Annotated in this window: 18 protein-coding genes; 16 read left to right on the top strand and 2 right to left on the bottom strand. The window is 44.5% G+C overall.

The window, feature by feature from the left end; translation table 11 throughout:
* Positions 1-8 precede the first annotated feature (8 nt).
* From DXB83_RS08995 to guaA, 12 genes are all read left to right on the top strand, one after another.
* Positions 9-260: a hypothetical protein gene (locus DXB83_RS08995; protein ID WP_022462118.1), complete on the top strand. Its 252-nt coding sequence runs from the start codon at positions 9-11 to the stop codon at positions 258-260.
* Entirely contained in the window at positions 257-667 is a 411-nt protein-coding gene (locus DXB83_RS09000; RefSeq protein WP_117804143.1) for an ATP-binding protein, read from the top strand. Before DXB83_RS08995 ends, DXB83_RS09000 begins: the two co-directional genes overlap by 4 nt.
* A gap of 66 nt (positions 668-733) precedes the next feature.
* Positions 734-910: a hypothetical protein gene (locus tag DXB83_RS16445; RefSeq protein WP_158581100.1), complete on the top strand. Its 177-nt coding sequence runs from the start codon at positions 734-736 to the stop codon at positions 908-910.
* Positions 903-2,000 (top strand): glycoside hydrolase family 172 protein, encoded by a 1,098-nt coding sequence (locus DXB83_RS09005; RefSeq protein WP_118697475.1) that lies wholly within the window; start codon positions 903-905, stop codon positions 1,998-2,000. Before DXB83_RS16445 ends, DXB83_RS09005 begins: the two co-directional genes overlap by 8 nt.
* A gap of 278 nt (positions 2,001-2,278) precedes the next feature.
* Positions 2,279-3,052 carry a polyphosphate polymerase domain-containing protein gene (locus DXB83_RS09010; protein ID WP_118697476.1) on the top strand — a complete coding sequence of 258 codons (774 nt, stop codon included), beginning with the start codon at positions 2,279-2,281 and terminating at the stop codon, positions 3,050-3,052.
* Positions 3,053-3,276: 224 nt separating this feature from the next.
* Positions 3,277-3,510: a hypothetical protein gene (locus DXB83_RS17375; RefSeq protein WP_330422975.1), complete on the top strand. Its 234-nt coding sequence runs from the start codon at positions 3,277-3,279 to the stop codon at positions 3,508-3,510.
* Positions 3,482-3,730: a hypothetical protein gene (locus tag DXB83_RS17380; protein ID WP_330410107.1), complete on the top strand. Its 249-nt coding sequence runs from the start codon at positions 3,482-3,484 to the stop codon at positions 3,728-3,730. The genes DXB83_RS17375 and DXB83_RS17380 overlap by 29 nt, the downstream gene beginning before the upstream one ends.
* Entirely contained in the window at positions 3,730-5,763 is a 2,034-nt protein-coding gene (locus tag DXB83_RS09020; RefSeq protein WP_118697477.1) for a carbohydrate-binding domain-containing protein, read from the top strand. Before DXB83_RS17380 ends, DXB83_RS09020 begins: the two co-directional genes overlap by 1 nt.
* A gap of 150 nt (positions 5,764-5,913) precedes the next feature.
* Positions 5,914-6,414: a GreA/GreB family elongation factor gene (locus DXB83_RS09025; RefSeq protein ID WP_022462124.1), complete on the top strand. Its 501-nt coding sequence runs from the start codon at positions 5,914-5,916 to the stop codon at positions 6,412-6,414.
* Between the two features lie 28 nt (positions 6,415-6,442).
* Positions 6,443-6,922, top strand: a complete 480-nt coding sequence (locus DXB83_RS09030; RefSeq protein WP_022462125.1) for an S-ribosylhomocysteine lyase — start codon at positions 6,443-6,445, stop codon at positions 6,920-6,922.
* Positions 6,923-7,012: 90 nt separating this feature from the next.
* The gene (locus DXB83_RS09035; RefSeq protein ID WP_118697478.1) at positions 7,013-7,891 is read left to right on the top strand and encodes an aldose 1-epimerase family protein; all 879 of its coding nucleotides are present in this window, start codon (positions 7,013-7,015) and stop codon (positions 7,889-7,891) included.
* Positions 7,892-8,051: 160 nt separating this feature from the next.
* Complete coding sequence (gene guaA / locus DXB83_RS09040) at positions 8,052-9,596, top strand: glutamine-hydrolyzing GMP synthase (protein WP_117801446.1); 1,545 nt, start codon at positions 8,052-8,054, stop codon at positions 9,594-9,596.
* 113 nt (positions 9,597-9,709) lie between these two features.
* On the opposite strand, the gene DXB83_RS09045 is transcribed toward guaA, so the two are convergent.
* Both DXB83_RS09045 and DXB83_RS09050 read right to left on the bottom strand, forming a co-directional pair.
* Complete coding sequence (locus DXB83_RS09045; RefSeq protein ID WP_117639246.1) at positions 9,710-10,297, bottom strand: helix-turn-helix domain-containing protein; 588 nt, start codon at positions 10,295-10,297, stop codon at positions 9,710-9,712.
* 143 nt (positions 10,298-10,440) lie between these two features.
* Positions 10,441-10,983, bottom strand: a complete 543-nt coding sequence (locus DXB83_RS09050; protein WP_117650635.1) for a helix-turn-helix domain-containing protein — start codon at positions 10,981-10,983, stop codon at positions 10,441-10,443.
* A 166-nt stretch (positions 10,984-11,149) separates the two neighbouring features.
* Here DXB83_RS09050 and DXB83_RS09055 point away from each other — a divergent pair, with 166 nt between their 5' ends.
* The 4 genes from DXB83_RS09055 to DXB83_RS09070 all read left to right on the top strand — a co-directional run bounded on the left by DXB83_RS09055 (position 11,150) and on the right by DXB83_RS09070 (position 13,883).
* Entirely contained in the window at positions 11,150-11,344 is a 195-nt protein-coding gene (locus tag DXB83_RS09055; protein WP_081017244.1) for an ICEBs1 excisionase, read from the top strand.
* Positions 11,345-11,364: 20 nt separating this feature from the next.
* Positions 11,365-12,420, top strand: coding sequence for a site-specific integrase (locus DXB83_RS09060; protein WP_055066092.1), 1,056 nt, complete (start codon positions 11,365-11,367; stop codon positions 12,418-12,420).
* Positions 12,421-12,422: 2 nt separating this feature from the next.
* A complete protein-coding gene (locus DXB83_RS09065; RefSeq protein ID WP_004611807.1) occupies positions 12,423-12,800 on the top strand; it encodes a plasmid mobilization protein in 378 nt (125 codons plus the stop codon).
* A 102-nt stretch (positions 12,801-12,902) separates the two neighbouring features.
* Positions 12,903-13,883, top strand: coding sequence for an AAA family ATPase (locus tag DXB83_RS09070; RefSeq protein ID WP_117639242.1), 981 nt, complete (start codon positions 12,903-12,905; stop codon positions 13,881-13,883).
* Positions 13,884-13,983: the final 100 nt, after the last annotated feature.

The following is a 13,983-nucleotide window of genomic DNA, read 5'->3' on the forward strand; positions in this document are numbered from 1 at the left end:
GCGTCAAAATGGCAAATCTGATTGCAAGAATTGCCGTTCTTCTGGTTCTGGCGGCCGCAGGAATGGTGCTGGCCGACAGAAAAGAAAAAATTGATCTCAGTGTGTCACTGCTGCTGTTTCTGGCGGCAGTCAATGTGACCTCTTTTTTCAGCCTGAAAGATAACAGGATTGTAGTTGTCATGATTCTGACGGTATATTTTCTGTTGTACGCAGGCGCAAAAGAGCTGCTGCGGAGACGGGCAGAGAAAAAAAGAAAATGAATGCAAACCGAACATCCGGCTGCGAGCACCCATGCAAAAGTGCCGGTCGGATGTTTTTTGAATTTTCCTGTAAATTCAAAAAACATCCGGGCAGGATCGCGCTGCAGAGCGATATTGCAGAAGAACTCCATATGGAAGGAGATGCCGCAAGAATCCACCAGCTCGTTTCTCTTCTTGTGGATAACGCCGTTAAATACACTCCGGAGGGTGGAAAAATCCACATTTTCTGGCGAAAAAACGGCAAAAAAGCAGAATTTTCGGTGCAGAATACCTGCGATACCCTGCCGGAAGGTGATCTCAACCGCCTCTTTGGCCGCTTCTACCGTGCGGATGCGTCGCGGGCCAGGGGAAAGAGGCGGCTATGGAATCGGCCTTTCCGTGGCTGCTGCAATTGTAAAGGCACATAAGGGAAAAATCACCGCAGAGCGGACACGAGATGGCATCTGTTTTAAAGCAGTCTTTCCGGCAAAAGGATGAAAGAAACAAAATTCCGGAAAAACGGAAAAATGACGGCAGGGCAGGAAAGGCAGACACACAAAAAAGCAGAAATCAAAAGCTTCCAAGAGAGAAAAAACAAAAGAAAACAAAAGAAAACAAAAGAAAACAAAAGAAAACAAAAGAAAACAAAAGGAGGAATATATGATGTTTGATTGTGGTTTACAAAACATTTTCCAGCTGAAAAACGGACAGTCCCGTTCTATTAACTGGGAAAACCGGAATGGAGAAAAAGGAAAAGGCGGCATGGCATCCAGCGATCTTGGTCCGTCCAGAAAAGGTTCCCCGTGTATCCCGAAAATAGAAGCAGGAGAGACCGTAACACTTGGTGAGATCCAGGGAGAAGGCATCATTCAGCACATCTGGATCACCGTCACAGACCGTACCAGTGAACGTAACCGTTATGTTCTGCGGGATCTTGTTCTGCGCATGTACTGGGACGATGAAGAATTCCCATCCGTTGAATGCCCGCTTGGCGATTTCTTCTGCTGCGGCTTCGGTGTTTCCTACCAGGTAAACTCAGTCCCGATTGCTGTCAATCCGACCCGTGGTTTCAACAGCTATTTCCCGATGCCGTTCCGTAAAAACGCCCGTATTACCATTGAAAATCAGTGTGATGAGCCGATTCCGGCCTTCTTTTATCAGATCGACTATTGCCTGACAACGGTTCCGGAGGATGCTGCCTATTTCCATGCCCAGTGGCGTCGTCAGCGCATAACGGAAAAGGCAAAAGACTACGTTGTCCTCGACAACATCAAAGGGAAAGGCCAGTACGTTGGAACGTATCTTGCACTTACCAGCCTCGAACGCTACTGGTACGGAGAAGGTGAGATGAAATTCTACATCGATGGAGACAAGGATTATCCAACCATCTGCGGAACCGGAACAGAAGATTACTTCGGTGGTGCCTGGAGCTTTGCAACACAGCAAAATGGCCAAACCGTTGAAAATCAGTACTGCACTCCGTATCTTGGATATCCTTACTACTCTACCCACGATACCTTCCTTCATAATGATTACCACAATGATGATCAGATGCCACAGCGCAGCTTCTACCGCTGGCACCTTCTTGATCCTATCCTTTTTGAGAAGGATCTTAAGGTAACCCTTCAGCAGATTGGCGTCAGTCATGGAGGTCTCTTTGAACGTCAGGATGATGTCGCTACCACAGCTTACTGGTACCAGACGCATCCTCATGTACCATTCGCGCCACTCATGTCCAGAAAAGAGCGCTGGCCAAGATGATTTTTGACGCTTTTCCTATTTTATATGTTTCATGACGTTGCATAGCGGCTGCAAGAGTCCGTTCCGAACAAATTCGCTTTCAACGAATTTGTCCGGAAAAGGGCTCTTTCTTTTTTTATATGGTATTCAAAAAGCGATCCGGATTACAGAGGTCCGTCTTTTCACAAACCTTTCACATTTTCTGTCCATTCTTTAAGGTTCCTTTAAAGTTTCCTCATTATACTTAAAAATGTAAAAAACATTTCCGGAAGTAAATCAAACGAAAGGATCAATCGATTATGATGCAAAGCCAACAGATTCCCATGACCTTCCAACGGTATGAAACAAAATACATGCTTTCCCCGATCATGGTCCGCAAGCTTCGCAAGAGCCTTCCGGGTCATCTGCAGATGGATGAATACGGCCTTGATACCATCTGCAGCCTCTATTACGATACCCCGGATCACCAGCTCATCCGCCGTTCGCTGGAAAAACCCGTCTACAAAGAAAAACTGCGACTCCGCAGTTATGGTCCGGTCAAAGAGACCAGCCCCATATACGTAGAACTAAAGAAAAAATATGAAGGAATCGTCTACAAACGCCGCGAGCGCATGATATTATCAGAAGCGGTTCCCTATCTTGCGGGAAAATCAGAACCGGGCTTCGACAGCCAGATTCTCCACGAAATCACTTGGTTTCGCAACTACTACCGGGGGCTTGCTCCCGCTATGTACATCGCCTACGACCGCATCGCCTGCTTCGGCACGGAAGACAGGAACTTTCGTGTTACCTTCGACACCAATATCCGATGGCGTACCGACAATCTGTGTCTTGACGGTCCAACGGAAGGAACCAGGCTTTTAGAACCAGGCTGGTATCTCATGGAGGTGAAATCACCAGGTGCTGTGCCCCTATGGTTCAGCAAAATTCTGGATGATCTTGCAATCTATCCGGCATCATTTTCTAAATACGGCTTTGCCTATCAGATCGAAAATCAGAAAGTATCAGAAGAAAAAGCTTTCATACCATTCACAGATATCCGGCAAACCGTATCAAAAACAGCATTCCGTTAGCTGAATCAGGTAAGTCCTCTGCGGCCATTGCGAAAAGCAAGAAGCAGTGGGTGGACTCACAGCTTGCGAAAAGCCTTTTTCAAACATAATCTGCTTCACAAAAAAGAAAATGTAACTATTCAGAGCCATGCAAAATAGAAGCAACATCGCGATGTAGCGTAAGCGGAATCGAGATGGGGCTCTGAATAGACAAGAAAATAAAAAAATTCTGGGAGGAATTTGCTATGCTTAACGCAATATTCAGTTCCGTTTTTACAGAAACAACCGCCGCCTTCACCTTTGGTCAGTTCCTTGCCTGCACAGCAGTGTCTCTGATTCTGGGACTGTTGATCGCTGCTGTTTACAGGTACAAAAGCGAATGCACCAAAAGCTTTGCTGTCACGCTTGTTCTGATGCCTGTGATCGTACAGATGGTGATCATGCTCGTCAATGGAAATCTTGGAACCGGAGTCCCTTGATTATACCAGTGTTTTTGACGATATCTTTGCCAGGTATCTGACCCGTTGCGAGCTTGTACAGGTAAAAACCACGAATATGGGAAGTCTTTTCAAGCTGGAGTATCGCATCGTATTCCGCGAGGAAGGCGAAGAGAAAAACATGATTGACCAGCTCCGCTGCAGAAACGGAAACCTTGAAATCCTGTGCAGTCGTGCGCAGACCGGAAGGGAGGAATTATAATGAATCGAAACAGAAAGAAAAAAAACAGAAAAAAAGAGACCGGTGCAGTCGTCAGCCTGCTTCTTGCATCATCGCTGGCCTTCGGCGGATGCGGCACAGCAGTGACATCTTCCAGCTCTGTAAATGCCGAATCTGCCCGTACAGAGTCAACCGGCGAAACATCTGCCGACAACGCGGATACCACATCAGAGAGCACAGATTCGGAAAATGCAATGGAAAGTGCTTCCGATATTAATTTTGACCTGGAACTGACCGAATCCACTATCGACACCGAATTCACAGACCGTGAGAAGAGCGGAAGCTATAAAGCATCAGAAGCCGTAAAAATTACACTTAATAAGACGACAGCCACCGTCTCCGGCAGCGGAGCCAAAGCAGACGGCAGCACAATTACCATCACGGAAGAAGGTGTTTACGTCGTAAGCGGAACACTTGAGGATGGCCAGATTATCGTAGACGCATCCGATTCCGACAAGGTTCAGATCGTACTCGATGGAGTCCATATCAACTGTGAGACAAATGCTGCCATCTACGTTCGCGAAGCGGACAAAGTTTTCATCACGCTTGCTGAAAACAGCAGCAACACGCTTGGCGATGGAAACGAGTACACTCAGATTGACGACAACACGGTAGACGGCGTTATCTTCTCCAAATCAGATCTTGTCTGCAACGGGACAGGAAGTCTGACCATCGAGGCAGACTACAAGCACGGGATTGTATCCAAAGATGACCTTGTGATTACCGGCGGAACCTACAAAATCGCCGCTGCGGACAACGGGATCACAGCCAAAGATCAGATTAAAATTCTGGATGGAAGCTTTGATATTGATGCTGCAAACAGTGCGGTCAAAGCGAAGAATACGGATGACACAGAGCTTGGAAATATCTATATTGCCGGTGGAATTTTTACGATCGAGGCGGAACAGGACGGCTTCCATGCAACCGGCAGCATTGTTGTCGATGACGGAACCATCACCGTAAACTCCGGTGATGACGGTTTCCATGCGGATCTCGACACCGTCATTCATGGCGGAACGATCCTTGTTGAAAAAAGCTACGAAGGACTGGAAGGAAAACGCGTTGTGGTCAATGGTGGTGACATTACCATAAACGCCAGCGACGATGGCATCAATGCCGCAAATTCCGGCGACGATGGCGCCAACGCCATAAATCCTGGCGCCAATGCGGCCGGTTCCGGTGACGATGACAGCAATGCCGCAAGCTCAAACAACGATAGCAGTGCTGCCATAAACTCCGGTGATGATAGCAGCATATCCGGTGCGGCAGACGGAAAGGAACCTCCGCAAATGCCGCCTGATACAGAAAACGGCAGCGATATGCAGCCATCGCAGGACTTCGATCCGGAGAACGCTCCGTCTGGCGGAAATGCGCCGCAGAACTTCGATCCGGGGAATGCTCCGTCTGACGGCGATGCTCCACAGAAGATGCAGGGAGGCCCCGGCGGCGAAGGCAACTCTGAGCTTTACATTAAAATTACCGGCGGAACCCTGACCGTATCCGCCGATGGTGATGGTCTTGATTCCAACGGCAGTCTTCTCGTGACCGGCGGAACTACGATCGTGTACGGGCCGACCAGCGATGGTGACAGTGCCCTCGATTACGACGGAAGTGCAATTGTGACCGGCGGAACCTTAGCTGCTATCGGCAGTGCCGGCATGACGGAAAGCTTCGACGAAGCTTCCACCCAGCCCGTTATCACCTATTACAGTACGGAAACCCAGTCCGCTGACACTACCATCACACTGACAGACAGCGATGGAAGTGCCCTCTTCACGGTTACACCTGAAAAAGCCTACGCCAGCATCGTTTTGACCTGCCCCGAAATGAAACTGGACGCAACGTATACTCTGACTGCCGGTACCGACAACGAAGAGATCACCCTCACGGACATCATCACCACCGCCGGAACCCGGTCTGTTAAAACGATGAGCGATCCCAAAGGTGGAAAAATGCCAAATAACAGCGACAACAAAGGAACTCCGCCTTCAAAACCAAGCGACACGGCTGAGTGAACCGTTATAGTTCATTCAGCACCGGAACATTTGCTGTTCCGGTGCGTAAGAAAGTGATTCTACTCATGATTCTACCGTGGCTGTCTTCCTACTTCCAATTTGCCGTATTCTGTGCTAAAATAACCTCACAAGAAAAGAGGTAGAAAAATCATGTATGATAAACTGACCGAAAACGATATTAAAAAAATGCAGGAAGAAATCGACTACCGCAAACTGGTTGTCCGTCCAAAAGAACTCGAGGCTGTAAAAGAAGCCCGTGCCCAGGGCGATCTCAGCGAAAACTTTGAATACAAAGCTGCCAAACAGGACAAAAACCGCAACGAAAGCCGCATCCGCTATCTGGAAAAAATGATCAAAACCGCTCACGTTATTTCAGATACCTCAAAGGACGACGAAGTCGGCATCAACAATACCGTCCAGGTTTACATCGAAGAAGATGATGAGACAGAAACCTACAAACTTGTCACCACCGTTCGTGGTAATTCTCTCAAAGGATACGTCAGTATCGACTCGCCATTAGGAAAAGCCATTCTGGGTCATAAAGTCGGCGACCGCGTCACTGTAAAAGTAAGCGATGCCTATAGTTATGATCTCATCATCAAATCCATCGAAAACACTGCGGATACCGATGATGAACTCCGCAGCTATTAAAGGACAGAAAGAAAGGAAAATACCAGTCATGGAAAAAATTGCAAGCTTTACGATCGACCATATCAAACTTAAACCAGGCATCTATGTTTCAAGAAAAGATCACGTAGGTGACAGTGTCATCACAACCTTCGACCTGCGCATGACATCTCCAAACGATGAGCCTGTTATGAATACCGCTGAGGTCCACACCATCGAGCATCTTGGCGCAACGTTCCTTCGCAATCACGAAGAGTGGAAAGATAAAACCGTATATTTTGGTCCAATGGGCTGCCGTACAGGATTCTACCTGCTGCTGGCCGGTGATTACAGCTCGAAAGATATCGTTTCACTCGTAATAGAAATGTATGAATTTATCCGCGATTTCAAGGGCGAAGTCCCGGGTGCATCCCCGAAAGACTGCGGAAACTATCTGGATATGAATCTGTCCATGGCAAACTACCTTGGCAAAAAATACCTGGATGAGGTTTTGTACGGAATTGATGAATCCCGTCTCGTCTATCCGGAATAAATTCTAAAAATGGTAACTATTCAGAGCCATACAATTTCGCATGGCTCTGAATAGTTACAAAAAATGAAAGAAAACAGGGGGAAACAGAGTATGAGAACCATGGAAAACGAAAAACTGCGTGTGCAGATCAGCGATCACGGCGCAGAACTTAGCAGCATCTACGATAAAGCGGCTGACCGTGAGGCAGTCTGGATCGGCGATCCGGCCTTCTGGAACCGCCACGCACCGGTCCTGTTCCCGTTCGTCGGAAAAGTAAACGGCGGCTTCTACACCCATAAAGGAGTCAAATATCCGATGGGCCAGCACGGTTTCGCCCGCGACAACGAATTCGAGTGCATCGAAAACACCGAAAACAAAACAGTACACCGCCTGGTATCGACCGAAGAAACAAAAAAAGTCTACCCGTTCGATTTTGCCTTCACCGTAACCCAGGAACTCTCCGGCAGAACCCTGACCATAACCTGGAACGTAGAAAACACCGGTGATGATGACATGTACTTCTCCGTCGGCGGACATCCTGCATTCATGATTCCGGAACAGTATGACATCGTCTTCAACAAAGGCCTGGAAAACCACACTGAGACCGAACTCGAATACGTCCTGATCGACCCGGAAACAGCAGGCGTCGATGCCGCACATCCGAGAAAACTGAAACTTCAGGACGGCAGAATCCCGTACACCAGAACTCTTTTCGACGAGGACGCCCTGATCTTCGACAACACCCAGGTCGAGCGCGTCGGCGTAGAAGTTGATGGAAAACCGTATGTCACTCTCACCTGCAAAGGCTTCCCGAGCGTCGGCGTATGGTCCAAGCCAAAAGCAGATGCCCCGTTCGTGTGCCTCGAGCCATGGATCGGCCGCTGCGACAACGTCGGCTTTGACGGCGAATTAAAAGACAAATACGGCGAACAGCACCTGAAGGCCGGGGAAACCTTCCAGGCAGGCTACACCATCACCATCGGAGAATAAGGACCCGAAAAAAAGAAAAACCTCCGAAGTACAGCGAAAAGAACACGATTCCTGTACTTCAGGGGTTGAAATTTTACGGTTTCTTTACTATAATTAGCATCAAACCCAAAAAACGCATGTAGTTCATCATGCACAGAAGAAAAAACAGGAGGGAACGTTCTTGAAAAGAGAAACGGTTATCGTACTTGATTTTGGCGGTCAGTACAATCAGTTAATTGCAAGACGTGTACGTGAGTGCAACGTTTACTGTGAGATTTATTCTTACAAAACAGACATCGAAAAGATCAAAGAAATTCAGCCGAAAGGTATTATCTTCACCGGCGGCCCGAACAGCGCATATCTGCCGGATTCCCCGACCTATACAAAAGAAATTTTCGAACTTGGAATTCCAATCCTCGGCATCTGCTACGGATCACAGCTGATGATGCATCTGCTGGGCGGAAAAGTAGAAGTAGCTCCGGTCAGAGAATATGGAAAAATTGAGGTAACTGTAGATACCAGTTCCGCACTGTTTGAGAACGTATCCGAAAAAACCATCTGCTGGATGAGCCACAACGACTACATCTCCAAAGCAGCTCCGGGATTCGAAATCATCGCCCATACGGATGACTGTCCGGTAGCAGCCGTTGCAAACGTAGAGAAAAACCTCTATGCAACCCAGTTTCATCCAGAAGTTCTGCACACCAAAGAAGGAAAGAAAATGCTTTCCAACTTTGTATACAATGTCTGCCGCTGCGCCGGCGACTGGCACATGGACTCCTTCGTAGAAGAATCCATCAAAGCTATCCGCGAAAAAGTAGGCGACGGAAAAGTCCTCTGCGCACTGTCCGGCGGAGTCGATTCCTCCGTAGCAGCTGTTATGCTTTCCAAAGCAGTCGGAAACCAGCTGACCTGCGTATTCGTAGATCACGGCCTGCTGCGTAAAAACGAGGGCGATGAAGTAGAAGCAGTCTTCGGACCGGACGGCCCATACGACCTGAATTTCATCCGCGTTAACGCACAGGAGCGTTTCTATGCAAAATTAAAAGGCGTAGAAGAGCCGGAGAGAAAACGTAAAATCATCGGCGAAGAGTTCATCCGCGTCTTCGAAGAAGAAGCAAAGAAAATTGGTGCTGTAGACTTCCTGGTACAGGGAACCATCTACCCAGACGTTGTAGAGAGCGGCGTCGGCGGAGAATCCACCGTCATCAAATCCCATCATAACGTCGGAGGACTGCCGGACTACGTAGATTTCAAAGAAATCATCGAGCCGCTGCGCAACCTCTTCAAAGACGAAGTAAGAAAAGCCGGTCTTGAGCTCGGCATCCCGGAATACCTCGTATTCCGTCAGCCATTCCCGGGCCCGGGACTTGGCATCCGTATCATCGGCGAAGTAACCGCCGAGAAAGTCAAAATGGTACAGGACGCCGACGCGATCTGGCGCGAAGAAATCGACAAAGCCGGAATCGCCCACGAAATCGGCCAGTACTTCGCAGCCCTGACCAACATGCGCTCCGTCGGAGTCATGGGAGATGAAAGAACCTACGATTACGCCATCGCCCTCCGCGCCGTAACCACTACCGATTTCATGACAGCCGAAAGCGCAGAAATTCCGTGGGATGTCATCGGAAAAACAACGAGCAGAATTGTAAATGAAGTAAAACACATCAATCGCGTTATGTATGATTGCACCGGAAAACCACCGGCAACGATCGAGTTTGAATAACGGACAAAAAACCTCGGATGCCCATTTTACAAGGGTTTCCGAGGTTTTGTTATGTCTGTTGGCTCTATTTTGGCTCTATTTAAGAAATTTTGATAGGTAAAAACGTCGACGGATTAAAAAATATAGGATTTGAGCAACCAAACAAAAAACATAGATATAATAAATCCGATTGTGGCACTTAGTAAAGCTGAAAGCAGTTGCTGATAAGGACGTTTTCCTTTTTCTTGTGCTTTTTCAATTTCATCTAATTGCTTTCCTTCGGTGAATGCCACAATTTCTTTGTACGTCATAATATCATTTTCTTTTTTGAACTTTTCTACTCTTAAAGCGTAATATATCATAATTAAGAAAAGAATTCCCCAAACGATATATCCACAATATCCTAAAAATACTGCCAATGGCACAGCTGCAATGACAGTTAATATTAAAAGTACTGTAAAAATAGCTCCATCACGATTAAATTTCTGTATAGCTTCTTTGCTAATTTCTTCTTTCATAGTAGTAATATCTCCTTTGATTAGTTGATCAAGAGAGATGTGAAATGTTGAACTTAACAGTAGCAGGCTATGAATATCTGGATAACTTTTATCATTTTCCCAATTAGAAATAGTTTGTCTTGTGACATATATTTTTTCTGCAAGTTCTTCCTGAGATAAATTCATATCTGTTCGATATCTTTTTATCTGTTTATACAGTTCCAATGCGCGTCCTCCTTTTTACGTGTTTTTTCTCTCGACCTAGACATATCGTATTAAATGTTAGTAAATGATTCTATCAAAATGCTTTTACATAGAGTAAATTCAATAGTCAAAGGTCTTTTACATAGTAGAATGAGAGGTTATATCTATTGTGGAAATACTTTTACAGTAATTCTGTTGGTTCCTTTTTTGACAACCATATTATCATCTACTAGATGATTTTTTATATCTTCTATGTTCTGCTCAATCTCAGTGATAGTTTCTGCATAATTATCTTCGGCACTCAATTTATTCTTGGAGTTTTCCAGATTTTCTTTTATTTGCTTTGCTTTAAGATAGGTGCAAAGTTTATTGTTGATAGCAGCGTTCTGAAAAGAAAATTTCACAGTAGAAGGGATAAACTCTCCATTTTCATCTCTTTCTGCTTCAAATTTCATATCTACTTGCTCATCTAATTTAAACAGTAAAGAAAGTACATCAGATACAGTTTCTATATCAAAATCCATGAATAGATTAATGCTGATGCCAAGAGCGTTTGTGATTTTCAGTAATTGATCCGGCTTTGGATTGCGAATACCATACTCATACTTTTTGATAGTAGCCGGATTTATGCCGGAAAGATTTCCCAACATTTCTTGTGATATTCCACGTATATTCCGATAATATTTGATTTTTTCTCCGACAGTCATAGTGTTTCTCCTTTTTGTGCTTTGTGGGTATAGAGATAGTTTAGCACATTGGGACACATTTGTGTATAAAAATTTATGAAAAATACTTGACGAACACAAATGTGTACTATATAATACGAATTACAAGGAACACAAAAGTGTACTAAGATTAAAGAGGAAAGGAGAAATGAATATGGAGAATACGATGAAAATGTATATTACCGCAGATGAAGTTGCTGAATTACTCGGAGTATCTAGAGGGTATGCATATAAAGTTATTCGAGGACTGAATGATGAGTTGAAAGCAAAGGGATTTCGAGTGATTTCAGGGAAAGTGCCAAGAAAGTATTTTCAGGAAAAATATTATGGAATGGTTGTTTAGAAGAAAGAGGGGATGAAGATATGCCGGCAACAAGAGACGGAAAATTATGGCGCAGTCAGTTTTATTATAAAGACTGGCAGGGAGTACGCCGCAAAAAGAACAAACGAGGTTTTAAGACAAAAGGAGAAGCAGATGAATGGGAAAGAAACTTTCTTCAGCAACAGCAGAAGAATCTGGATATCAGTTTTGAGAATTTTGTAGAAATTTATTTTGCGGATATGGAGAACCGTTTACGGGAAAGCACGATTATTAATAAGCGATATGTGTTTGACTTGAAAGTAACTCCGTATTTCAAACATAAGAAAATGTGTGAAATTCAAACTTCAGATATCAGAGCATGGCAGAATGAGTTGATTAAAAAGGGATATGCTCCGACTTATCTGAAAAGTATTAACAATCAGTTGGCAGCGCTTTTTAATTATGCTGTACGCTATTATGATCTGCGTGATAATCCTTGCAGAAAAGCAGGAAGTATCGGAAAGAGCAAGGCTGATGAAATGGATTTTTGGACAAAACAGGAGTTCAAAGAGTTCTTGCCATCTATGGATAGTAAGCCTGAAGCAAGAATGGCATTCCTGCTCTTATATTGGACTGGTATGAGAATTGGAGAATTGCTTGCTTTAACTTATGAAGATATAGACTTAGAAAAACGTTGTATCACGATTAACAAGTCATATCAGCGTTTGAACGGTAAGGATATGATCACGCCGCCGAAGACTCCGAAAAGCAATCGTCAAATATCTATTCCGCCATTTTTAGCGGAAGAATTAAAAGAATATTGCAGTATGTTGTATGGAATAACGGCAAATGAAAGAATGTTTCGATTTACAAAATCATTCATGGAACATGAAATGGTTCGGGGGATAAAAGAAACAGGTGTTAGACGTATCCGTCTGCATGATTTAAGACATTCTCATGCGTCATTGTTGGTTGAAATGGGATTTCAGCCATTGGCGATTGCAGAACGGTTGGGGCATGAGAAGATTGAGACTACCTTGAACACATACTCACATTTGTATCCCAATAAACAAGCAGAATTGGCAGAGAAGTTGGAAATTGCCAATGGAGAGGAGTAGCTATGAGCGGAGTACACAAATACCCAACAATCAGTTTTCGTATTTCCCCAAGAGAGAGGGACGAAATAGAAGCAAAAATCAAAGCGAGCGGTATGCAGAAAAAAGATTATTTTGTACGTTCCTGCATTTATAACAAAGTGTGCGTAGTCGGGAAAAAAGAAGTGATATATCAACTGGTTGAGGAATTACAACTTATGCAGTACAACATTGCGGAAATCCTAAAGCAATTTGAAGAGCAGGAAATCCTGTTATCAGACGAAGGATTGGAGCAGATGAAAAATGACTGTCTGGATATGCTGAAAGCCATTATATGGATGTTAGACGGAGCAAAGTATCTTTGGCAGGGAACTGAAAAAAGTCCTGACAGCGGCAACTGTTAGGACTTACGAAAAATCGGATAACCTTTGTTATCAAGATATTTACAAAATCAGTATAACAGAGGTTCTCCGCAGAAACAACAGAATTTTTGAATGGAGGACTTTATGGAAGAACAGAAAATTGAATTAAAAATTATCAATATGGCAGATATTCAATCGCAGGAAATTGAATGGTTGTGGTATCCGTTTATCCCTTATGGGAAATTGACAATTATTCAAGGCGATCCGGGAGATGGAAAAACAACACTTGTATTGAATCTTGCAGCCAAATTATCAAAGGGTATCGGACTTGATGAAGATATGCAGGTATCAGAGCCTATGAATATTATTTATCAGACTGCCGAGGATGGATTAGCAGATACAGTTAAGCCAAGACTTGAAGTGGCAGATGCTGATTGTGAGAAAATTATGGTTATTGACGAAAGCGAAAAATCTCTTTCTATGATAGATGAACGTTTGGAACAGGCGATTGTTCAAACCAATGCACGATTACTTATTTTAGACCCGATACAAGCCTATCTGGGTGGCGGAATGGATATGAACCGGGCAAATGAAGCAAGAGATATGACTAAGAAATTAGGACTTTTAGCAGAGAAGTATAAGTGCGCGATTATCCTAATTGGTCATATGAATAAGGCTGCCGGAAACAAGGCGGCATATCGAGGAATGGGTTCGATTGACTTTTTTGCAGTAGCAAGAAGCGTTCTTTTAGTCGGCAGAATAGAGGGACAGAAAAATACAAGAGCAGTTGTGCAGATAAAGAATAACCTTGCCGCATTCGGACATTCAAAGGCATTTGAACTGACGGAAGAAGGCTTTCATTGGCTGGGCGATTATGAAATTACGGCAGACGAATTGTTGGGAGGAATCACCCCGAAAGCAAATAAAAAGGAGCGGGCAAAACAACTCATTTATGAATTGGCAGAAACAAACAGCGTGGTAAAAAGTGAGGATATTGTTAACCTTGCCGAAGAAAAAGGAATTTCAAAACGAACATTGGAAAATGCGAAAAAAGAGTTGGGTATTAAAGGAAAACGGATTGGAGAATCATGGTATTGGAAACTTGATGAAATCGTGAAACCGTAGATAAGAACGCAACAATGCAGAGTGTATAGAAATTGCAGAGACGTAAATGTAAGGTTGCAAAAACTAAAGACATTGCATTGTTGCGGAGTTGGAAAGGAGA

The sequence above is a fragment of the Blautia sp. OM06-15AC genome, from assembly GCF_003481425.1.
In the GTDB taxonomy this organism is placed as follows: Bacteria; Bacillota; Clostridia; order Lachnospirales; family Lachnospiraceae; genus Fusicatenibacter; species Fusicatenibacter saccharivorans.

Coding starts and splice junctions, on each gene's coding strand:
- DXB83_RS17380 (WP_330410107.1), top strand. CDS start 3,482: ATGGAAATCTTGGAACCGGAGTCCCTTGATTATACCAGTGTTTTTGAC.
- DXB83_RS17375 (WP_330422975.1), top strand. CDS start 3,277: ATGCTTAACGCAATATTCAGTTCCGTTTTTACAGAAACAACCGCCGCC.
- DXB83_RS08995 (WP_022462118.1), top strand. CDS start 9: ATGGCAAATCTGATTGCAAGAATTGCCGTTCTTCTGGTTCTGGCGGCC.
- DXB83_RS09005 (WP_118697475.1), top strand. CDS start 903: ATGTTTGATTGTGGTTTACAAAACATTTTCCAGCTGAAAAACGGACAG.
- DXB83_RS09065 (WP_004611807.1), top strand. CDS start 12,423: ATGAGCGGAGTACACAAATACCCAACAATCAGTTTTCGTATTTCCCCA.
- DXB83_RS09030 (WP_022462125.1), top strand. CDS start 6,443: ATGGAAAAAATTGCAAGCTTTACGATCGACCATATCAAACTTAAACCA.
- DXB83_RS09070 (WP_117639242.1), top strand. CDS start 12,903: ATGGAAGAACAGAAAATTGAATTAAAAATTATCAATATGGCAGATATT.
- DXB83_RS16445 (WP_158581100.1), top strand. CDS start 734: ATGAAAGAAACAAAATTCCGGAAAAACGGAAAAATGACGGCAGGGCAG.
- DXB83_RS09060 (WP_055066092.1), top strand. CDS start 11,365: ATGCCGGCAACAAGAGACGGAAAATTATGGCGCAGTCAGTTTTATTAT.
- DXB83_RS09035 (WP_118697478.1), top strand. CDS start 7,013: ATGAGAACCATGGAAAACGAAAAACTGCGTGTGCAGATCAGCGATCAC.
- DXB83_RS09000 (WP_117804143.1), top strand. CDS start 257: ATGAATGCAAACCGAACATCCGGCTGCGAGCACCCATGCAAAAGTGCC.
- DXB83_RS09050 (WP_117650635.1), bottom strand. CDS start 10,983: ATGACTGTCGGAGAAAAAATCAAATATTATCGGAATATACGTGGAATA.
- DXB83_RS09020 (WP_118697477.1), top strand. CDS start 3,730: ATGAATCGAAACAGAAAGAAAAAAAACAGAAAAAAAGAGACCGGTGCA.
- DXB83_RS09055 (WP_081017244.1), top strand. CDS start 11,150: ATGAATATGGAGAATACGATGAAAATGTATATTACCGCAGATGAAGTT.
- DXB83_RS09025 (WP_022462124.1), top strand. CDS start 5,914: ATGTATGATAAACTGACCGAAAACGATATTAAAAAAATGCAGGAAGAA.
- DXB83_RS09010 (WP_118697476.1), top strand. CDS start 2,279: ATGATGCAAAGCCAACAGATTCCCATGACCTTCCAACGGTATGAAACA.